Source organism: Streptomyces sp. NRRL B-1347 (assembly GCF_000720325.1).
Classification (GTDB): Bacteria; Actinomycetota; Actinomycetes; order Streptomycetales; family Streptomycetaceae; genus Streptomyces.
Window position 1 is genome coordinate 13,155 of record NZ_JOJM01000058.1, and the last position, 19,414, is coordinate 32,568.

Genomic DNA, 19,414 nt, shown 5'->3' on the forward strand with positions numbered 1-19,414 from the left:
CGGCGCGCGCCGGGGGCGCACGGGGCGGGCGTCAGGCCTTCGTGAGCGGCTGGTGCTCCTCGGCCCGCTCCTCCGGGCCGGGGGCCGGGACGCGCTTCGGGAACAGGGTGTAGCTGCCCGCGATGAGCAGGTTGATGCCGATCGCCCAGAGCATCTTCTGCTGCCACATCCGCAGCGAACCGATCTCGCCGTCGTCGCCGACGTACCAGATCGCGCCCTGGAGCAGGCTCATCGCGATCACCGCGGCGAGCATCCAGCGGGCGGCGAGCTTCCACTCGTGCCGCGCGCGCGGCCACCCGTACTTCGGGGTGACCGGCTTGGGGCCGCCCGCGAAGCGGTGGGCGACGCGGACGTCCACCCACTTGATCGTGTAGTGGCCGAGCGCGACCGAGTAGCCGATGTAGACGGCGGCCAGCCCGTGCTTCCAGTCCGGCTCGGCGCCGTTCTTCAGGTCGATCGCCGTGACCACGAACAGGACGACTTCGAGGAGCGGCTCGCAGAGCAGGACCGCGACGCTCGTGCGGGGCATCTTCGCCCAGTACCGCAGCGCGAGGCCCCCGGCGAGGAGGGCCCAGAAGCCCACCTCGCAGATGATGATCAGCGTGACGATCATGGCTCGTTCCTCCTGGGCGCGCTGGTCTTCCCGGTCACCACTCCAGGCTCCCGGCCGCACGGCCGGGGATCGTCGTCGCCAGTGACGAAGTGCGGGTACATCCTTCGATGTATGCGGGCTTCACCCGGCATAGGGAGGCCGCCGCGCCGAACGGCGTGTTGGATGGGGTCATGCCGCTGCCGCTCACCCGCCCCGACGTCGTCGACGTGCGCATCGCCGTCGTCAGTCTCGTCGGCGGGGTCACGCTCTGGGCGCTGGGGCTGCACATGCAAATTGACCGGCCGCTCGGGCACGCGTGGACGCTGCTTCCGCTGTTCGCCATGGCGGGCCTGGAGCTGCTGCGCCGGTCGGCACCGCAGGCCGCCCTGGCCTGCGGCACCCTCGCGCTGGTCGCCGACCAGTTCACGCCGGGCAATCTGGCGACGGTCGTGATGTTCACCGACCTGGTGTACACGGCGGTCCTGTACGGCACCCCGGCGGCGGCCCGGCGCATCCCGGTCACCACGGGGCTGATCACCGTGGCGATGACGGTCGGCTTCCTGGCCTGGTACCGGGAGGCGGAGGCGCTGCTCATCGGAGCCGTCACCGCCCTGGTGACGTTCGCACCCGCGACGACCGGCGTGCTCGTACGCAACCACCGGGAGGCCGCCGAGATGGCCCGGCTGCGCGCCGCGCAGACCGCGCTCCTGGCCGAGATGGACCGCACCCAGGCGGTGACGGCCGAGCGCGCCCGGATGGCCCGCGAGCTGCACGACATGGTCGCCAACCACCTGTCGGCCATCGCCATCCACTCCACGGCCGCGCTCTCCCTCGACGACCCGCGGACCACCCGGGAAGCGCTCGGCGTCATCCGGGAGAACAGCGTCGAGGGCCTCGCGGAGATGCGCCGCCTCATCCACATCCTGCGGGACTCCAGCGGAGACCTGGAGCCGGCCGCCGCGCCCACCCTGGACGGGCTCGGCTCGCTCGTCGAGAACGCGCGCGTCAACGGCCTCGACGTCGTCCTCGACGACGCCCGCACCCCCGACGACGAGGCCCTGCCCGCGCCGGTCGAGCTGGCCGCGTACCGCATCGTGCAGGAGTCGCTCACGAACGCGCTCAAACACGCGGCCGCCGGCCGGGTCACCGTGCTCCTCGGCCAGGAGCCCGGCGCGCTGTGCGTCCACGTCACGAGCCCGTACGGCGACACGCCCGGCCCCCGCGCGCCCGGCTCGGGCGCCGGGCTCGTCGGCATGCAGGAGCGCGCCGCGCTGCTCGGCGGCACGTTCGCGGCGGGCCCGGAACCGGACCCGGACGCGCCCGGCGGCAAGGTGTGGCAGGTGGCCGCCCGGCTGCCCGTGGACCCCGCAGACAAAGAGGTGACCGAATGATCCGTGTCCTCGTCGCCGAGGACCAGTCCGCCGTGCGCGCGGGCCTCGTCCTGATCCTGCGCAGCGCCCCCGACATCGAGGTCGTCGGCGAGGCGGCGGACGGCGAGCAGGCCGTGGCGCTCGCCCGCGAGCTGCGGCCCGACCTCGTCCTGATGGACGTGCAGATGCCGCGCCTCGACGGGGTGTCGGCCACGCGCCAGGTGGTCGCCGAACAGCTGGCGGACGTGCTCGTCCTGACGACGTTCGACCTGGACGAGTACGTCTTCGGGGCGCTGCGCGCGGGGGCCTCGGGGTTCCTGCTCAAGAACACGGAGGCGAGGGCGCTGCTCGACGCGGTCCGCACGGTGGCGCGCGGCGAGGGCCTGATCGCGCCCGCCGTCACCCGCCGGCTGATCGCCGAGTTCGCGACGCCGCAGCCGGTGCGCTCGAAGGACGCGCCCGACCCGGCGGTCCTCGACGCCCTGACGCGGCGCGAGCGCGAGGTCCTGTCCTGCCTCGGCGAGGGCATGTCCAACGCGGAGATCGCACGGCGCCTTGACATGGCGGAGGCCACGGTGAAGACGCATGTGAGCCGGCTGCTCGGCAAGCTGGAGCTGCGCAGCCGGGTGCAGGCGGCCGTGCTCGCCCAGGAGCTGGGAGTCTGATCGCCCCGCGGGCCCGCCCGCACCACCGGACGGGCTTATCTGGCCCAACTACCCCTTTCCGGCCACTGGTTGAACCTCTTGACCGTTGGTCCAGACCTTTCTATTCTCACCGCACTGCGGTGAGCACAGGAGATGTACACGACATCCACACCGTGCTCACGGGCGTCGCAGGGTTCCACCCCACCCCGGAACTCGACCGAGGAGCACACCTTGCGCGTCAGAGACAGGTCACGACACCGGTCACGGCACCGGCTGACAGCGGGGCTCACCACCCTGCTGCTCCCCTTCGCCACCCTGGTCGCCCTCGGCGGATCCGCCCAGGCGGCCCCCTCGACCGCGCCGAAGGCGGCGGCCGCAGGGGCCACCGCCACGTACCAGAAGACCCAGGACTGGGGCGCCGGCTTCGAGGGCAAGTGGACGATCAAGAACACCGGCACCGCCTCGCTCAGCAGCTGGACCGTCGAGTGGGACTTCCCCGCCGGAACCCGCGTCACCTCCGGCTGGGACGCCACCATCACCAACTCCGCCGACCACTGGACCGCCAAGAACCTCGGCTGGAACGGGACGCTCGCCCCCGGCGCCTCGGTCTCCTTCGGGTTCAACGGCACCGGCAACGGCAACCCCACGGGCTGCAAGCTGAACGGCGAGAGCTGCGACGGCGGCGGTCAGCCCGGCGACGCCCCGCCCTCGGCCCCCGGCACCCCGACCGCGTCCAACGTCAACGACACCTCGGTGAAGCTGGACTGGAAGGCCGCCACCGACGACAAGGGCGTCAAGAACTACGACGTCCTGCGCGACGGCGCCAAGGTCGCCACGGTCACCGGCACCACGTACTCCGACTCCGGCTTGACCGCGGGCACCGACTACTCGTACAGCGTCCAGGCCCGTGACACCGCCGACCAGACAGGACCGGTCAGCGCCGCGGTGAAGGTCCGCACCACCGGCGGCGGCCCCGGCCCCGACCCCGGCGACAAGGTGAAGCTGGGCTACTTCACCAACTGGGGCATCTACCAGCGCAACTACAACGTCAAGAACATCGTGACGTCCGGCTCCGCCGAGAAGATCACGCACATCAACTACGCCTTCGGCAACGTCCAGGGCGGCAAGTGCACGATCGGCGACGCCTACGCGGACTACGACAAGGCCGTCCCGGCCAACCTGTCGGTGGACGGGGTCGGCGACACCTGGGACCAGCCGCTGCGCGGCAACTTCAACCAGCTGCGCAAGCTCAAGGCCAAGTACCCGCACATCAAGGTGCTGTGGTCGTTCGGCGGCTGGACCTGGTCCGGCGGCTTCACCGACGCCATGAAGAACCCGGCGGCGTTCGCCGACTCCTGCTACAAGCTGGTCGAGGACCCGCGCTGGGCCGACGTCTTCGACGGCATCGACCTGGACTGGGAGTACCCCAACGCCTGCGGCCTGACCTGCGACACCTCGGGCCCGGCCGTGATGAAGAACATGATGCAGGCGTTCCGGGCCAAGTTCGGCGCGAACAACCTGGTCACCGCCGCCATCACCGCCGACGGCTCCGACGGCGGCAAGATCGACGCCGCGGACTACGGCGGCGCCGCGCAGTACACCGACTGGTACAACGTGATGACGTACGACTTCTTCGGCGCCTGGGACGCCAAGGGCCCGACGAACCCGCACTCCCCGCTGACCGACTACCCGGGCATCCCCAAGCAGGGCTTCAACTCGGCGGCCGCGATCGCCAAGCTGAAGGCCAAGGGCGTCCCGGCGAAGAAGCTGCTGCTCGGCATCGGCTTCTACGGGCGCGGCTGGACGGGCGTCACGCAGAAGGAGCCGGGCGGCACCGCGACCGGCCCCGCCGCGGGCACCTACGAGGCGGGCTTCGAGGACTACAAGGTCCTGAAGAACTCCTGCCCCTCCAACGGCACCGTGGCGGGCACGGCCTACGCCCACTGCGGCACCAACTGGTGGTCCTACGACACCCCGGCGACCATCCGGGCCAAGATGGCCTGGGCCAAGGAGCAGTCCCTGGGCGGCGCCTTCTTCTGGGAGTTCAGCGGCGACACGGCCAACGGCGAGCTGGTGAACGCCATCCACGAGGGCCTGAAGTAGCCCTCCCCCAGGACCGAGGAGGCACCTCCCCTCGGCGACCCCGGCCGTGCTCCGCCCCCTGACACGGCCGGGGCCCCTGACGAAGCCGGGGAGGCGGGAACGCCCCCCGCCTCCCCGGCTTCTCGCGCCCGCCCCTCAGCGGCGGACCTCCGAGCCGTACTCCGACCCGTACGGCGAGCCGTACTCCTGCTGCTGGCCGTACCCCTGCTGCTGGTAGGGCCCTGCGTACGCGCCGTACTGCGCGGGTGCGGGCGCCTGGTGGCCGTGGCCGCCGTGACCGCCGCGGCCACCGTGCGCGCCGCCCGAGCCGCGGCCGGACCGCGAGGGCCACCACGTCGCCCGGCCGAGCATCGCCACCACCGCGGGCACCAGAACGATCGAGAGGACGAGCGACGACAGGCCGATGCCGAGCGCCGTGACGAGGCCGATCTCCTGGGTGGCGGGGGACGGGTTCACCGCGAGGCTGGCGAAGGAGCCCGCGAGGACGACTCCGGCGGTGACGATGGCCGGGGCCGTGTGCCGCACCGCGGCGGCCACCGCCTGCCGGGCCGAGCCCGGCCGCCCCATCTCCTCCCGGATGCGGTCACTGATCAGGATGTTGTAGTCGGTGCCGAGGGCGACGACGAACAGGAACAGCACGAGCGGCAGCGTGAAGGACACGCCCGGCCGGTCGAGGAGGTGCTGGAAGACGAGCACGCCGGACCCGAGCGTCGCCGTGAAGCCGAGCCCGATGGCGAGCATCAGCACCAGCGGCGCGAGCAGGCTGCGCAGCAGGGCCACCAGGATCAGGGCGATCAGCGCGGCGGCCACCGGGAAGACCACCTTCAGGTCCTTCGACACGGCCTCCGAGATGTCCGAGAAGATCGCGGCCTGGCCCGACACATGGGCCTCGGTGCCGGGCGGCGCCGCCTTGGAGACGACGGGCCGCACCTGGTCGGAGACGACGTCGCGGGCCGCTTGCGACTGCACGTCCATGTCCAGGTAGAAGTCCACCTTGGCGGCGGTGTGCTCCTTGTTGAGCACGGGCGCGGCCACCCGGCCGACGCCCTTGACGGCCTTCAGGTCCTTGGTGAGGCCTTCGAGCCCCGCCCGGTCGATGGTGACCTTCTTCGTCCCGTCGGCCGCGACGTACACGGTGTGCGGGCTGTCCACGCCGCCGGGCAGCGCCTTGGAGATCTCCTTGGCCGTCACCGCCGCGGGCGTGTCGTCGGGGCCCGAGTCCGTGCCGTAGTCCATCTTCATGCCGAGCGCGCCGGCGCTCAGCGCCACCAGGAGCCCGACGCTGGCGGCCACGAAGAGGAACGGCCGCCGGGCGACGCGCTCCCCGAGCCGCGCGCTCATCCCGGGGCGCGGCTCCTTGCGCAGCGACCGCGAGGGCCAGAACATCTTGCGCCCGGACACCGCGAGCAGCGCGGGCATGAAGGTGAGGCTGGCGACGAGCATCACCAGGACGCACACCGCGATGGCCGGGCCGAGCACCTTGAACTGCCCGAAGCTCGCGATGCCCAGGGTGGCGAACGCGGCCACGATGGTGAGCGCGGCGGACGCGATGGCCGCGCCGACCCGGCCCGCGCACTCCGCGGCGACGTCCCGCGGGCGCGCCGCCGGATCGGCCCGGAGCAGCTCACGGAAGCGGAACAGCAGGAACAGGAAGTAGTCGATGCCGATGCCCAGGAGCACCACGGTGATCAGCGACGGCGTCGACGGGTCGAGCTTGAAGTCGAACAGCATGGCCGCGCCGACCACCGCGCCGGTCGCGGCGCCACCGATGATCGTGACCGCGAGCAGCGGAAGGAGCGCGGCGAGCACGCTGCGGAAGGCGAGGACGTTCAGGAGGATGATGAGCCCCATGGTCAGGATCCCGACCAGCATCTCGGTGTCCTCCTGGTCCTCCGCCGTGTCGGCAAGGTCCGCGAGGCCACCGGTGAACCCGGTGCGCAGGTCCGCCCGGTCGAACTCCTTCTCCGCGTGCTCGCGGAAGTCACGGAAGACGTCCTGCAGCGCCGGGTCGTTCTGGTTGCCCTTGAGCGAGACGGAGACCAGGCGGAACGACTTGTCCGGTGCGTCGGTCAGCGGCCGCAGGACCGGCCGCTGCGAGTGGTCCGTCAGGAGGAACGACGGCGTGTCGTCGGGGTTCTCCATCTTGAGGCGGTGCTTGCCGAGCCCGGCTGCGATCTTGTCGATGCGCGCGCTGTCGCCCGCTGCGATCTTGCGCCCGTCCTCGCGGGCGACGAGCATCGTGACGGCGTTGCTGTCGGGCTTGGTGCCGAACTTGTCCTCGGCGATCTGCAGGGCGGCCGCCGAGTCGTAGGACTTCGGCAGGAAGTTGCCGACGTCGGGCTCGGTGACGCTGTACATCTTGGACTGGCCGAAGAGGGTCAGCGCCATGCCGACCAGTGACCAGAGCAGGATGAACTTCCAGGAATGGCGCGTGGTGCACGCCGTCAGTGATCTGAGCATGGTTCCGGGTCCTCCGGCAGGTGGGTGGAGCCCGGTCCCACCGGGCCCTTCCAGAAGATCACCGGCTCCCCCGCGTTCTCCTCGCCCGCGACGACGAAACCGCCCCGGGACCAGGGCCACGGCCCGCGGCCCGACCAGGACCCTGCTCCCAGCCGCGCACTCCGCCTGGAGGATGACGCCCGCGCCGATCCCGCAGACTGGAATGGACACACACATCCCCCCGGCAAGGAGTCAGTACGGCATGCTCGCGCGCAGCCACCCGCCACGGCCCGGCGCCCGGAGGCCGAGTCGCCGGGACGTCCAGGTGGCGCTCTGCGCCGCGGTCCTCGACCTCACCGCCTACTCGCTGAACGTGGGCACCAACGGCGTGAACTGGAGCGCGGGCGTCTTCGCGCTGCACTTCCTGTTCCCCGTGCTCCTGGTCTGGCACCGGCGCCACCCCCTGGCCGCCCTGGCCGCCGTGCTCGTCAACCTGACCGTCATCAGCTGCTTCGCCGCCAACGCGTACGGTCTGTCCATCTCCCTCGTCGTCGCCCTGTTCTCCGTGGCCCTGGAACGGCCGCAGCGGGTCTCGGTGGCCGCGGGTCTCGTGACCCTCGTCGCGCTCCAGATACCCGGGATCGGCGAGGACGAGGAGCTGGTGCGCGCGATCATCGCGGATGTGGTGGGCGTCGGCATGGCGGTCGTCGCCGGCTGCGCCGCGCGCCAGTGGCAGCGGCAGCTCGCCGCCCACCGCGAACTGCTCGCCGCGGGCGCGGTCGCCGCCGAGCGCCGCCGCATCGCCCGCGAGCTGCACGACGTGGTCGCCCACCACATCACCGCCATGCAGCTGATGGCGGGCGGCGCGCGCAAGGTGGTCCAGCACGACGTGGACCTGGCCCAGGACGCCCTGAAGTCCCTGGAGGACTCCGGCCGCCTCGCGCTCAGCGAGATGCGGCAGCTCCTGGACGTCCTGCGCACCGACGAGGACACCGAGGGCGGCCCGGCCGCGCCCCAGCCGCACGTCACCGACCTGCCCCGGGTGGTCGCCGAGTCGCGCCAGGCGGGGGTGGACACCGAGCTGCTCGTCGACGGCGTGCGCCAGGAGCTGGCCCCCACCCTCGGCCTCACCGTGTTCCGGATCGTCCAGGAAGCCCTCACCAACATCCGCAAGCACGCGGGCGGCGCCCACGCCACGGTGCGCCTCGACTACGGACCCGAGCGGCTCACCGTCGAGATCCGCGACGACGGCTCCGGCAGCAGCACCACCCCGCGCAGGGGCCGCGCCGGACACGGCCTCGTCGGCATGCGCGAACGCGTGGCCCTGCACGGGGGCACGCTGGAGACCGGCCCCCGCCCCGAGGGCGGCTTTCGGGTCCTTGCGACACTCCCCCTGCCCGCGGGCGAGCACACCCCCACGTCCCACGAGAGAGCGACGATCCGTTGACCGCACCCGACACCAGCCCCCTGACCGTCCTGATAGCCGACGACCAGCCACTGGTACGCAGGGGACTCGCGCTGATCTTCCACGCCGACCCCGGCGTACACGTCGTCGGTGAGGCCGGGGACGGCCGCGAGGCCGTGGACCTCGCGCTTCGGCTCAGGCCCGACGTGGTCCTCATGGACATCCGCATGCCCCGCCTGGACGGGGTCGAGGCGACCGCGGCCCTCGCCGCCGAGCTGCCCGACTGCCGCGTCCTCGCCCTGAGCACCTTCGACATGGACGAGTACGTGGTCGGGGCGCTGCGCGCGGGCGCCGCGGGCTTCCTCCCCAAGGACGTCTCGCCCGAGGAGCTGGTGGCCGCCGTCCACACGGTCAGCCGCGGCGAGGCGGCGGTGGCCCCGCGACTGCTCACCCGGCTCATCTCGGCGTACGTCACCACGCCCGCGCCGCGGGCGACACAGCGCGTCCGCCCCGACCTCACGTCCCGCGAGACGGACGTCTGGACGCTCATCGCCAGGGGCTACGACAACACGGAGATAGCCGAGGAGCTCCGGATCAGCCCCTCCACGGTGAAGAACCACGTCACCGCGGTCTTCGCCAAGCTGGGCGCCCGCGACCGCGCCCAGGCGGTCATAGCGGCCTACGAATCGGGCCTGATCGCGGCGGGCCAGTAGCTCTGGGGGCGGGGCCCGCGAGGGCCTACGCCACGTTCACCCGCTGGCCGGGAGGCGCCGCCTCCAGCCAGGCCAGGAATCCGGTCAGGGCGTCCTCGCTCATCGCGAGTTCGAGTCGGACGCCCCGGTGCACACAGCCGAGCACCACCGCGTCGGAGAGCAGTGCGAGCTCCTCCTCGCCGTCGGGCGCGCGCCGGTCCACGACCTCGATCGCCGACCGTTCGAGGACGCGCCGCGGCCGGGGCGCGTAGGAGAACACACGGAACCACTCGATCCGGTCCCCGTTGTAACGGGCTACCCCGTATCCCCACCCCTTACCGGAGGTGTCGGGGGCCTCTTGGGCATCCGGCGCGTTCCACCGCAGGCTGCAGTCGAAGGTGCCGCCGGAGCGCTGGATGAGTCTGCGGCGCAGGCCGAAGACGAAGAGCCCCAGCAACACCAGCGCGATCAACGCAAGTCCGCACACGAGCAGAACGAGGATCATCGGCACCGACCTCCTCGCCTCACTACAGTCTCAACACGACTTCCCGAAACGGACCGAACTACCGCACCCGAAAAAGCACCCGCATTGCCGCAGCCGCGACCCGGTCCGGAAGGTTCCGGACCCGGCCGCGGCTGAGTCACGTTACGCCGCGCGCTGGGGTCAGCGCGCCACCGCACGCAGTCGGACGTCGGCACGCCGCTCGGCGGAGGCGTCGGCCTCCGACTTGGCACGCTCGAGCGCCCGCTCCGCACGCTGGACGTCGATCTCGTCGGAAAGCTCGGCGATCTCGGCGAGCAGCGACAGCTTGTTGTCCGCGAACGAGATGAATCCGCCGTGCACCGCGGCGACGACAGTGCCGCCGTCGCTCGTACGAATGGTCACCGGGCCCGACTCCAGCACACCGAGCAGCGGCTGGTGACCGGGCATGACGCCGATGTCGCCGGACGTGGTGCGTGCGACGACCAGGGTGGCCTCGCCGGACCAGACGCTGCGGTCCGCGGCGACCAGCTCGACATGCAGCTCAGCAGCCAAGGGTGGCTCCTCGGGTCACCACCCGGCGGTTCAGCCGGGTGTTGGGTCAAATTCTACGTGGCGTGTGGGGAGGGGCGGGACACGGTCCCCGCGGGGGCCGGGCCCGCCCCTCCACCAGGAGTCAGCCGACTCAGGAGACGCCGAGCTCCTTGGCGTTGGCCTTGAGGTCCTCGAGGCCACCGCACATGAAGAACGCCTGCTCGGGGAAGTGGTCGTACTCGCCGTCGCAGATCGCGTTGAACGCGGTGATCGACTCGTCCAGCGGGACGTCCGAACCGTCGACGCCGGTGAACTGCTTGGCGACGTGGGTGTTCTGCGACAGGAAGCGCTCCACACGACGGGCGCGGGAGACGACGAGCTTGTCCTCTTCGCCGAGCTCGTCGATACCGAGGATCGCGATGATGTCCTGGAGGTCCTTGTACTTCTGCAGGATGTTCTTGACCCGCATGGCGGTGTCGTAGTGGTCCTGCGCGATGTACCGCGGGTCCAGGATGCGGGACGTGGAGTCCAGCGGGTCCACGGCCGGGTAGATGCCCTTCTCGGAGATCGGACGGGAGAGCACCGTCGTCGCGTCGAGGTGGGCGAACGTGGTGGCCGGGGCCGGGTCGGTCAGGTCGTCCGCGGGGACGTAGATCGCCTGCATCGAGGTGATCGAGTGACCACGGGTCGACGTGATGCGCTCCTGGAGGAGACCCATCTCGTCGGCCAGGTTCGGCTGGTAACCCACGGCGGACGGCATGCGGCCGAGCAGCGTGGAGACCTCGGAACCGGCCTGGGTGAAGCGGAAGATGTTGTCGATGAAGAACAGCACGTCCTGCTTCTGCACATCGCGGAAGTACTCCGCCATGGTCAGACCGGCGAGGGCCACGCGCAGACGGGTGCCCGGGGGCTCGTCCATCTGGCCGAAGACGAGGGCGGTCTTGTCGATGACGCCCGAGTCCGACATCTCCTCGATGAGGTCGTTGCCCTCACGGGTGCGCTCGCCGACACCGGCGAACACGGAGACACCGTCGTGGTTGTTGGCGACGCGGTAGATCATCTCCTGGATGAGCACCGTCTTGCCGACACCGGCACCACCGAACAGACCGATCTTGCCGCCCTTGACGTACGGGGTCAGCAGGTCGATGACCTTGACGCCGGTCTCGAACATCTCGGTCTTCGACTCAAGCTCGTCGAAGTTCGGGGCCTTGCGGTGGATGGACCAGCGGTCACCCGTGTACTGCTCGTCGACGTTCAGGACCTCGCCGAGGGTGTTGAACACCTTGCCCTTGGTGAAGTCGCCGACCGGGACGGTGAGGCCGTCGCCGGTGTCGGTGACCGGGGCCTGGCGGACCAGGCCGTCGGTGGGCTGCATGGAGATGGCGCGGACCAGGCCGTCACCGAGGTGCTGGGCGACCTCGAGCGTCAGGGTCTTCTTCTCGCCGTCCTTGGCCGGGTCGGCCACCTCGACGTGCAGCGCGTTGTAGATCTCCGGCATCGCGTCGACGGGGAACTCCACGTCGACGACCGGGCCGATGACCCGGGCGACGCGGCCCGTGGCAACGGCCGTCTCAACAGTGGTCGTCATTACTTGTCACTCCCCGCGGTCGCGTCGGCCAGCGCGGACGCGCCACCAACGATCTCGCTGATTTCCTGGGTGATTTCGGCCTGGCGGGCCGCGTTGGCAAGCCGGGACAGGTTGTTGATCAGGTCCCCGGCGTTGTCGGTCGCCGACTTCATCGCGCGGCGCGTGGCGGCGTGCTTGGAAGCAGCCGACTGCAGCAGCGCGTTGTAGATGCGGCTCTCGACGTAGCGCGGAAGGAGGGCGTCGAGGACGTCCTCCGCCGACGGCTCGAAGTCGTACAGCGGAAGGATCTCGCTCTTCGCGCTCGACTCCTCCGCCACCTCTTCGAGGCTGAGCGGCAGCAGTCGGCTGTCGATGGCCGTCTGCGTCATCATCGAGACGAACTCGGTGTAGACGATGTGGAGCTCGTCCACACCACCCTCGGCCGTGTCCTTCTCGATGGCCTCGATCAGCGGGCCCGCGACCGTCTTGGCGTCCGCGTACTCGGGCTGGTCGGTGAAGCCGGTCCACTGCTGCGCGATCTGACGCTCGCGGAAGTTGTAGTGGGCCACACCACGGCGGCCGACGATGTACGTGTCGACCTCCTTGCCCTCGGCCTCAAGGCGCGCGGTCAGCTGCTCCGCGGCCTTGATGGAGTTGGAGTTGAAGGCGCCGGCCAGACCGCGGTCGCTGGTCAGGAGCAGCACGGCGACACGTGTCGCCGACTCCGCCTCCGTCGTCAGCGGGTGCTTGGTGTTCGAACCGGTTCCGACAGCCGTGACCGCGCGGGTGAGCTCGGTCGCGTACGGCGTGGAGGCCGCCACCTTGCGCTGCGCCTTGACGACGCGCGAGGCGGCGATCATCTCCATCGCCTTGGTGATCTTCTTGGTCGCCGTGACGGATTTGATGCGACGCTTGTAGACCCGGAGCTGGGCTCCCATGAGTCAGGTCCCTTCCGTCGTCACTTGCCGGCAGCGGCAGGAGCGTCCTCGCCGAGAAGCTTGCCGTCCGAGGTCTCGAACTGCTTCTTGAACGCGGCGACGGCGTCACCGATGGCCGTGATCGTGTCGTCCGACATCTTGGCGCCCTCCTTGATGGAGGTCAGCAGGCCCTGCTCCTTGCGGTGCAGGTAGTCCAGCAGCTCCTTCTCGAAGCGGCGGATGTCGGCGACGGGCACGTCGTCCATCTTGCCGGTGGTGCCGGCCCAGATGGAGACGACCTGGTCCTCGGTGGCCATCGGCTGGTACTGGGCCTGCTTGAGCAGCTCGACCATGCGCTGGCCGCGCTCCAGCTGGGCCTTCGACGCGGCGTCCAGGTCGGAACCGAAGGCGGCGAACGCCTCCAGCTCACGGAACTGGGCGAGGTCGACGCGCAGTCGGCCGGAGACCTGGCGGATCGCCTTGTGCTGCGCGGAACCACCGACTCGGGAGACGGAGATGCCGACGTTCAGGGCGGGGCGCTGACCGGCGTTGAACAGGTCCGACTCCAGGAAGCACTGGCCGTCGGTGATGGAGATGACGTTGGTCGGGATGAACGCCGACACGTCGTTCGCCTTGGTCTCGACGATCGGCAGACCGGTCATCGAGCCCTTGCCCATCTCGTCCGAGAGCTTCGCGCAGCGCTCGAGCAGGCGGGAGTGCAGGTAGAAGACGTCACCCGGGTAGGCCTCGCGCCCCGGCGGACGGCGGAGCAGCAGGGACACGGCGCGGTAGGCGTCGGCCTGCTTCGAGAGGTCGTCGAAGATGATGAGGACGTGCTTGCCCTCGTACATCCACTGCTGGCCGATGGCCGAACCGGTGTAGGGGGCCAGGTACTTGAAGCCCGCCGGGTCGGACGCCGGGGCGGCGACGATGGTCGTGTACTCCAGCGCACCGGCCTCTTCGAGGGCGCCACGCACGGAGGCGATGGTCGAGCCCTTCTGACCGATGGCGACGTAGATGCAGCGGACCTGCTTGTTCACGTCGCCCGAGCGCCAGTTGTCGCGCTGGTTGATGATCGTGTCGACGGCCAGGGCGGTCTTGCCCGTCTGGCGGTCGCCAATGATCAGCTGACGCTGGCCGCGGCCGATCGGGGTCATCGCGTCGACGGCCTTGTAGCCCGTCTCCATCGGCTCGTGCACCGACTTGCGCTCCATGACCGTCGGGGCCTGCAGCTCAAGGGCACGACGTCCGCTGGTCTCGATCTCGCCGAGGCCGTCGATCGGGTGACCGAGCGGGTCGACGACGCGGCCGAGGTAGCCCTCGCCCACCGCGACCGACAGGACCTCGCCGGTGCGCTGCACCGACTGGCCCTCCTCGATGCCGCTGAACTCGCCGAGGACGATCGAACCGATCTCGCGCTCTTCCAGGTTCAGCGCGAGACCGAGCGTGCCGTCCTCGAACTTCAGCAGTTCGTTGGCCATGGCCGAGGGCAGGCCCTCGACCTTCGCGATGCCATCGCCGGCCAGGGTGACCGTACCGACCTCCTCGCGCGAGGCCGCGTCCGGCTTGTACGCCTGGACAAAGTTCTCCAGCGCGTCCCGGATCTCCTCCGGCCGGATCGTGAGCTCCGCCATCTGGGTTCCCTGCTCTCCTTGTTGGGCCCGAAGTTTCACTTGGGGGGGATGGGGACTCCCCCCAGGAAGAGGTGAATCCTCTGCACGGCCCAACTCGGGCCGTTTGGTCTTGCTTGTTGAGTTGCTAGCCCGCCATGCGGCGGTGCGCGTCCTCGATGCGGTCCGCGATGGAGCCGTTGATGACTTCGTCGCCCACCTGCACCCGGATCCCGCCGAGGACCTCGGGGTCCACGTCCAGGTTCAGGTGCATCTGACGCCCGTAGATCTTGGCGAGCGCCACGCCGAGTCGCTGCTTCTGCTGGTCCGACAGCGGAACGGCGGAAGTCACGACGGCGACCATGCGCTCCCGGCGGTCCGCGGCCAGCTTGGAGAGGGACTCGAGTCCCGCTTCCAGGCTACGTCCACGGGGCACGGTCACAAGGCGCTCGACGAGACGCTCCGTGGTCGCTGCCGCCTTGCCACCGAGCAGGCTGCGCAGCAGCTCGCCCTTGGCCGTGGCGGTGGCGGCGCGGTCGGTGAGGGCCGCCCGCAGCTCGGTGCTGGAGGCGACGATCCGGCCGAAGCGGAACAGCTCGTCCTCGACCGTGTCCAGCGCGCCCGACTTCTGCGCGGCGGTCAGGTCGGCGACGCTCGCCAGCTCCTCCAGGGCGTCCACCAGGTCGCGCGAGGCGGACCAGCGGGAGCGGACCATGCCGGCCACCAGGTCAGCGGTCTCGCCGCCGACCTTGCCGCCGAGCAGGCGCCCGGCCAGCTCGGCCTTGGCCTCGCCGGCCTGCGCCGGGTCGGTCAGGACCCGACGCAGCGAGACCTCCCGGTCGAGCAGCGCGGTGACGGCGGCCAGCTCGTCCGCGAGCCGGGCCGCGTCCACCGCGGTGTTGTCCGTCAGCGCGTCGAGGCGCTCGCGCGCGGCGGCAAGCGCCTCGCGGCTCGCTCCATGCGCTGTCATCGAGTCGCCTCGGCCTTCGTCGCCTTCTCGTCGAGCTCGTCGAGGAAGCGGTCGATGGTGCGGCTCTGGCGGGCGTGGTCCTCGAGGGACTCGCCGACGAGCTTGCCGGCCAGTTCGGTGGCCAGCTGGCCCACGTCCTGGCGCAGCGCCTGCGCGGCGGCCTTGCGGTCGGCCTCGATCTGGGAGTGACCGGCGGCGACGATCTCCTCGCGCTGCCGCTGGCCCTCGGCCCGCATCTCGGCGATGAGCTGGGCGCCCTGCTCCTGCGCCTCCTGGCGCAGTCGCGCGGCCTCGTGCCGTGCCTCGGCGAGCTGAGCCTTGTACTGCTCAAGAACGCTCTGGGCCTCGGTCTGGGCGGCCTCGGCCTTCTCGATACCGCCTTCGATCGCCTCCCGGCGCTCTTCCAGAACCTTGTTGATGTTCGGGAGGAGCTTCTTCCAGAAGAAGAAGAAAACGATGGCGAAGGCAATGGCGCCGACAAGCAGCTCGGGGCCCGGAGGAATAAGCGGGTTCTGCTTCTCCTCGGCCGCCAGCTGAACCAGGTTGGCGATCACATCAGTGCCTTTCGTCGAAAATGTGTCGGTGAGTAGTAATTACTGACCGAACACGAACGGCATAACGATGCCGATGAGGGCGAGCGCCTCACAGAAGGCGAAGCCCAGGATCTGGTTGGCACGGATCAGACCGGCGGCCTCGGGCTGACGGGCCAGGGCCTCGGTGCCCTTGCCGAAGACGATGCCGACGCCGATGCCGGGGCCGATCGCGGAGAGGCCGTAGCCGATCGAACCGAGGGAACCGGAAACACCTGCGGCGAGCTCAACAGCGGACATGCTGTCTCTTCCTTCTCTTTCATGGACCGGTGGGGGTTGGCCACCGGGCATCTGGGGGCTTACGGGGTGGGTGGTGTCAGTGGTGCTCGGCGACAGCACCCTGGATGTACGAGCAGGCGAGGAGCACGAAGACGTACGCCTGGACGGCCTGCACGAAGAGTTCGAAGCAGATCATCGCGACGGTCATCACGAAGGAGACGCCGGCCGCCGGGATCATCCAGCTGTTCAGCAGGTACCAGGAAGCGACGGTGAACATCACCAGCATCAGGTGACCGGCGAACATGTTGGCGAAGAGTCGCACGGAGTGCGTGAAGGGACGCACCAGCAGGTTCGAGAAGAACTCGATGAACGACACCAGCCACTTGATCGGGCCGAGCGAGTTGTCGTAGCCGGTGATGTTCTTCCAACCGCCCACGAAGCCGTGGCGCTTGAAGGTCAGCGGCACCCAGATCAGGTACGTGATGACCGCGAGCACGACCGGGTACGCGAAGACCGACGAGACCGGGAACTGCGAGAGCGGGATCACGGACCAGATGTTCATGATCCAGATGAAGAAGAACATCGAGACCATGAGGGGGACGTACTTCTCGCCCTCCTTCTTGCCCAGGGTCTCGTAGACGATCCCCCGGCGCACGAAGTCGTAGCCGGCCTCACCGATCATCTGGAGCTTGCCCGGCACGACCTTGGCCTTGCCGAAGGCGGCGTAGAAGAAGGTGATGACGACCAGGGTCGTGATCAGGGCGAGCAGCATGACCTTGTTGAACTCGAACCCGCCGACCTCGAAGATCGGCTTGAAGAGGAACGAGTGCAGGCCCGGAGCCGGGAAGCCACAGCCGTTGTCGGACATGATCCGACAGCTCCAGTCAAAGGCGAGCTCAGTTTGTTCAGCACTCACCGCGGGCTCCTTCGGCGTGAAGCATGGGTACGGCAACCTCGTTGTCGAGTCGGCGCGGCACGCGGCCGCGGATCGGCACCGGACTGGTGTTTCGGAAGTGTGAGCGGCGGTCAGGCATCGAGCCTCGCGATGGTGCAGGCGTCAGCTCAGATGCCCGCGCCTGCAGTGCCGCAGTTGGAACCGGACGATAGCAGCATCTCGAACGGGCATTTATCCCGGCCCTACCTCTCACGTCTCCGACCCCGGCTTCTCCGGCTTGCCGCTCTTCTGGGAGGCGGCGGCCGAGGAAGGTTCGGGTTCGGGTTCGACGTAGAGGATCTTGGCCTTCATGTGCGCGCGGGCCTGCGACGCCATCCAGGCGACGGTGGCGATGACGAGGGCGAGCGCGAAGGCCTTCGGGTTGAACGCGGTGGTGTCCTTGAACAGACCCACGAAGATGAGAAGCAGCAGCAGCTGAGCGACGTAGAGCATCATGCCCATCGCCTGGAACAGCTGCGGAAGCGATTTTGCCGTCCGCTGCAGAACGAACAGACCGAGCCCCATGAAGGCGATGACCACCAGTGTGCCGATGACGGCGCCGAGCGCCCCCTTGCCGCCCGCGACCACGCCACTGACCACGGCGGTGATCGCACCGGCGGCAGCAGTGGGGACGGCGGACTGCAGGAGAGTCCGGGTGTCTTGAGACGGCATGGCGGCAACTCCGCTTACTGATGGGGGCAGGGTGTCGTCATGGACGAGCGTAGACCCGGGCCGAGCGGGGTCCTCGGGCCAATGGACCGTCGCACTACGGTCCTTCGGCTCTGTCGCCGGGTCTCGTGAACCGTATCACAAACTATTTGATGAGGTCTTTACCTGTCAGGTGTGCTCGCTGTCACACATGAGAGGCAACCCGCGCGTCTGTGCACGCGCGCCGTCGCTTTGTCTGGTAAAGGGCCGCTTTGCCGGTCGGCGTCAACGTGACGACCCCGCCTTGCGCCGGTCCAGGAAGCGCGGGCGGGTGCCGAGCGCGGTCGCGCCGTTGACGCCCGCGCCGACGGCCGGGCGGCCTTCCGGCGCCTCACCCGGCCCGTCCGTCCCGCTCGTCCCGTACGCCTCCTCCGGGGCGGCCCCGTCGGCGCGCTCAGCGGCCGCTGCACCGGCCGCGGAGCGCCGCTCGCGCCGGTACCTCGGCGGCACGAAGTTCTCCGCCCAGCGGGGCGCGTGCGGGGTGAACCGGGGCAACAGGAGCAGCACCAGACCCACCGCGCTCAGGGCCACGATGAGCAACAGGATCCACATGTTCGTCGAGTGGACCGAGTAGGCGACGGTGCCGAAGGCGATGAGGGCCGACCAGAAGTACATGATCAGCACGGCGCGGCTGTGCGAGTGGCCCACGTCCAGGAGCCGGTGGTGCAGATGGCCGCGGTCGGCGGCGAACGGCGACTGGCCCTTCCAGGTGCGGCGCGCGATGGCGAGCACCAGGTCGCCGAACGGGATCGCGATGATCGTCAGCGGCATGAGCAGCGGGATGAACACCGGGAGCATCGCGTGCGTGGCGTCGCGGGCGCTGCCGCCGAGGTTCAGCTTCATCGCGTCCGGGTCGACCTGCCCGGTGATGGAGATGGCACCGGCGGCGAGCACGAGCCCGATGAGCATGGAGCCCGAGTCGCCCATGAAGATCCTGGCCGGGTGCATGTTGTGCGGCAGGAAGCCGAGGCACATGCCCATCAGGATGGCGGCGAAGAGGGTCGCGGGGGCGGCGGCCTCGATGCCGTAGCCGTACCAGATGCGGTACGCGTACATGAAGAACGCGGCGGCGGCGATGCACACCATGCCCGCGGCGAGGCCGTCCAGGCCGTCGACGAAGTTCACCGCGTTGATGGTGATGACGACGAGGGCGACGGTCAGGAGGGTGCCCTGCCACTGGGTCAGCGAGAGGGTGCCGTAGCCCGGGATGGGCAGCCACAGGATCGTCAGGCCCTGGACGACCATGACGCCCGCGGCGATCATCTGGCCGCCGAGCTTGATCAGCGCGTCGATCTCGAACTTGTCGTCCAGGACGCCGATGAGCCAGATCAGGGCGGCGCCGGACAGCAGCGCGCGCGGCTCGTTCGACTTCGTGAACACCTCGTTGAGGTTGGGCAGGTGGTCGGCCACCAGCAGGCCCGCGCACAGGCCGAAGAACATCGCGATACCGCCGAGCCGGGGTGTCGGTTCCCGGTGCACGTCGCGCGCGCGGATCTCCGGCATGGCACCGGCCACGATCGCGAACTTCCGCACCGGGCCGGTCAGCAGATAGGTCACCGCGGCCGTGATGCAGAGCGTCAGCAGATATTCACGCACGGGCTTCCCCACAGGTATCGCTGGCCATCTCAGCACCACACCC

At 69.8% G+C, this 19,414-nt stretch carries 18 protein-coding genes; 5 read left to right on the forward strand and 13 right to left on the reverse strand.

Translation table 11 applies throughout. The annotated features are described in order from the left end of the window. Positions 1 to 31: 31 nt before the first annotated feature. Positions 32 to 613, reverse strand: coding sequence for a hypothetical protein (locus IG74_RS0134070; RefSeq protein WP_030685138.1), 582 nt, complete (start codon positions 611 to 613; stop codon positions 32 to 34). Between the two features lie 170 nt (positions 614 to 783). Between IG74_RS0134070 and IG74_RS0134075 the strand changes: the two genes are divergently transcribed. The 3 genes from IG74_RS0134075 (at position 784) to IG74_RS0134085 (ending at position 4,709) form a co-directional block, all read left to right on the forward strand. Further along, positions 784 to 1,983: a sensor histidine kinase gene (locus IG74_RS0134075; protein ID WP_030685141.1), complete on the forward strand. Its 1,200-nt coding sequence runs from the start codon at positions 784 to 786 to the stop codon at positions 1,981 to 1,983. Then, on the forward strand, positions 1,980 to 2,627 hold the full coding sequence (locus IG74_RS0134080; protein ID WP_030685143.1) for a response regulator: 648 nt from the start codon (positions 1,980 to 1,982) through the stop codon (positions 2,625 to 2,627). The genes IG74_RS0134075 and IG74_RS0134080 overlap by 4 nt, the downstream gene beginning before the upstream one ends. A 132-nt stretch (positions 2,628 to 2,759) precedes the next feature. Then, positions 2,760 to 4,709: a glycoside hydrolase family 18 chitinase gene (locus IG74_RS0134085; RefSeq protein WP_078869266.1), complete on the forward strand. Its 1,950-nt coding sequence runs from the start codon at positions 2,760 to 2,762 to the stop codon at positions 4,707 to 4,709. A 135-nt stretch (positions 4,710 to 4,844) separates the two neighbouring features. Here IG74_RS0134085 and IG74_RS0134090 read toward each other — a convergent pair whose 3' ends face one another. After that, positions 4,845 to 7,169: an MMPL family transporter gene (locus tag IG74_RS0134090; RefSeq protein WP_051855943.1), complete on the reverse strand. Its 2,325-nt coding sequence runs from the start codon at positions 7,167 to 7,169 to the stop codon at positions 4,845 to 4,847. Positions 7,170 to 7,410: 241 nt separating this feature from the next. Between IG74_RS0134090 and IG74_RS0134095 the strand changes: the two genes are divergently transcribed. Together IG74_RS0134095 and IG74_RS0134100 are read left to right on the forward strand one after the other, a co-directional pair. Next, entirely contained in the window at positions 7,411 to 8,595 is a 1,185-nt protein-coding gene (locus IG74_RS0134095; RefSeq protein ID WP_051855946.1) for a sensor histidine kinase, read from the forward strand. Continuing rightward, a complete protein-coding gene (locus tag IG74_RS0134100) occupies positions 8,592 to 9,266 on the forward strand; it encodes a response regulator (protein ID WP_030685151.1) in 675 nt (224 codons plus the stop codon). Before IG74_RS0134095 ends, IG74_RS0134100 begins: the two co-directional genes overlap by 4 nt. A 25-nt stretch (positions 9,267 to 9,291) precedes the next feature. On the opposite strand, the gene IG74_RS0134105 is transcribed toward IG74_RS0134100, so the two are convergent. The 11 genes from IG74_RS0134105 to IG74_RS0134155 form a co-directional block, all read right to left on the reverse strand. Further along, on the reverse strand, positions 9,292 to 9,750 hold the full coding sequence (locus IG74_RS0134105) for a DUF2550 domain-containing protein (RefSeq protein WP_030685153.1): 459 nt from the start codon (positions 9,748 to 9,750) through the stop codon (positions 9,292 to 9,294). Positions 9,751 to 9,909: 159 nt separating this feature from the next. Continuing rightward, positions 9,910 to 10,281: a F0F1 ATP synthase subunit epsilon gene (locus IG74_RS0134110; RefSeq protein ID WP_030685156.1), complete on the reverse strand. Its 372-nt coding sequence runs from the start codon at positions 10,279 to 10,281 to the stop codon at positions 9,910 to 9,912. Between the two features lie 130 nt (positions 10,282 to 10,411). After that, the gene (gene atpD, locus IG74_RS0134115) at positions 10,412 to 11,848 is read right to left on the reverse strand and encodes a F0F1 ATP synthase subunit beta (RefSeq protein WP_030685158.1); all 1,437 of its coding nucleotides are present in this window, start codon (positions 11,846 to 11,848) and stop codon (positions 10,412 to 10,414) included. Further along, positions 11,848 to 12,765, reverse strand: coding sequence for a F0F1 ATP synthase subunit gamma (locus IG74_RS0134120; RefSeq protein WP_030685161.1), 918 nt, complete (start codon positions 12,763 to 12,765; stop codon positions 11,848 to 11,850). The genes atpD and IG74_RS0134120 overlap by 1 nt, the downstream gene beginning before the upstream one ends. A 20-nt stretch (positions 12,766 to 12,785) precedes the next feature. Beyond that, a complete protein-coding gene (gene atpA, locus IG74_RS0134125) occupies positions 12,786 to 14,378 on the reverse strand; it encodes a F0F1 ATP synthase subunit alpha (RefSeq protein WP_030685163.1) in 1,593 nt (530 codons plus the stop codon). A 124-nt stretch (positions 14,379 to 14,502) separates the two neighbouring features. Continuing rightward, entirely contained in the window at positions 14,503 to 15,324 is an 822-nt protein-coding gene (locus IG74_RS0134130) for a F0F1 ATP synthase subunit delta (RefSeq protein ID WP_030685166.1), read from the reverse strand. Beyond that, positions 15,321 to 15,878, reverse strand: coding sequence for a F0F1 ATP synthase subunit B (locus tag IG74_RS0134135; RefSeq protein ID WP_030685168.1), 558 nt, complete (start codon positions 15,876 to 15,878; stop codon positions 15,321 to 15,323). The genes IG74_RS0134130 and IG74_RS0134135 overlap by 4 nt, the downstream gene beginning before the upstream one ends. A gap of 39 nt (positions 15,879 to 15,917) precedes the next feature. After that, complete coding sequence (gene atpE / locus IG74_RS0134140) at positions 15,918 to 16,154, reverse strand: ATP synthase F0 subunit C (RefSeq protein ID WP_030685170.1); 237 nt, start codon at positions 16,152 to 16,154, stop codon at positions 15,918 to 15,920. Between the two features lie 76 nt (positions 16,155 to 16,230). Next, positions 16,231 to 17,001 (reverse strand): F0F1 ATP synthase subunit A, encoded by a 771-nt coding sequence (gene atpB, locus IG74_RS0134145; RefSeq protein WP_037826516.1) that lies wholly within the window; start codon positions 16,999 to 17,001, stop codon positions 16,231 to 16,233. 276 nt (positions 17,002 to 17,277) lie between these two features. Beyond that, positions 17,278 to 17,739: a hypothetical protein gene (locus tag IG74_RS0134150; RefSeq protein WP_030685174.1), complete on the reverse strand. Its 462-nt coding sequence runs from the start codon at positions 17,737 to 17,739 to the stop codon at positions 17,278 to 17,280. A gap of 261 nt (positions 17,740 to 18,000) precedes the next feature. Further along, positions 18,001 to 19,371, reverse strand: coding sequence for an MraY family glycosyltransferase (locus IG74_RS0134155; RefSeq protein ID WP_030685175.1), 1,371 nt, complete (start codon positions 19,369 to 19,371; stop codon positions 18,001 to 18,003). Between the last annotated feature and the right edge of the window lie 43 nt (positions 19,372 to 19,414).

What these genes read in the sequence shown, in the direction of transcription:
- IG74_RS0134130 (WP_030685166.1), bottom strand. Translation starts at nt 15,324, where the DNA reads ATGACAGCGCATGGAGCGAGCCGCGAGGCGCTTGCCGCCGCGCGCGAG.
- IG74_RS0134080 (WP_030685143.1), top strand. Translation starts at nt 1,980, where the DNA reads ATGATCCGTGTCCTCGTCGCCGAGGACCAGTCCGCCGTGCGCGCGGGC.
- IG74_RS0134070 (WP_030685138.1), bottom strand. Translation starts at nt 613, where the DNA reads ATGATCGTCACGCTGATCATCATCTGCGAGGTGGGCTTCTGGGCCCTC.
- IG74_RS0134075 (WP_030685141.1), top strand. Translation starts at nt 784, where the DNA reads ATGCCGCTGCCGCTCACCCGCCCCGACGTCGTCGACGTGCGCATCGCC.
- IG74_RS0134150 (WP_030685174.1), bottom strand. Translation starts at nt 17,739, where the DNA reads ATGCCGTCTCAAGACACCCGGACTCTCCTGCAGTCCGCCGTCCCCACT.
- atpA (WP_030685163.1), bottom strand. Translation starts at nt 14,378, where the DNA reads ATGGCGGAGCTCACGATCCGGCCGGAGGAGATCCGGGACGCGCTGGAG.
- IG74_RS0134090 (WP_051855943.1), bottom strand. Translation starts at nt 7,169, where the DNA reads ATGCTCAGATCACTGACGGCGTGCACCACGCGCCATTCCTGGAAGTTC.
- atpD (WP_030685158.1), bottom strand. Translation starts at nt 11,848, where the DNA reads ATGACGACCACTGTTGAGACGGCCGTTGCCACGGGCCGCGTCGCCCGG.
- atpE (WP_030685170.1), bottom strand. Translation starts at nt 16,154, where the DNA reads ATGTCCGCTGTTGAGCTCGCCGCAGGTGTTTCCGGTTCCCTCGGTTCG.
- IG74_RS0134095 (WP_051855946.1), top strand. Translation starts at nt 7,411, where the DNA reads ATGCTCGCGCGCAGCCACCCGCCACGGCCCGGCGCCCGGAGGCCGAGT.
- IG74_RS0134105 (WP_030685153.1), bottom strand. Translation starts at nt 9,750, where the DNA reads ATGATCCTCGTTCTGCTCGTGTGCGGACTTGCGTTGATCGCGCTGGTG.
- atpB (WP_037826516.1), bottom strand. Translation starts at nt 17,001, where the DNA reads ATGTCCGACAACGGCTGTGGCTTCCCGGCTCCGGGCCTGCACTCGTTC.
- IG74_RS0134120 (WP_030685161.1), bottom strand. Translation starts at nt 12,765, where the DNA reads ATGGGAGCCCAGCTCCGGGTCTACAAGCGTCGCATCAAATCCGTCACG.
- IG74_RS0134085 (WP_078869266.1), top strand. Translation starts at nt 2,760, where the DNA reads ATGTACACGACATCCACACCGTGCTCACGGGCGTCGCAGGGTTCCACC.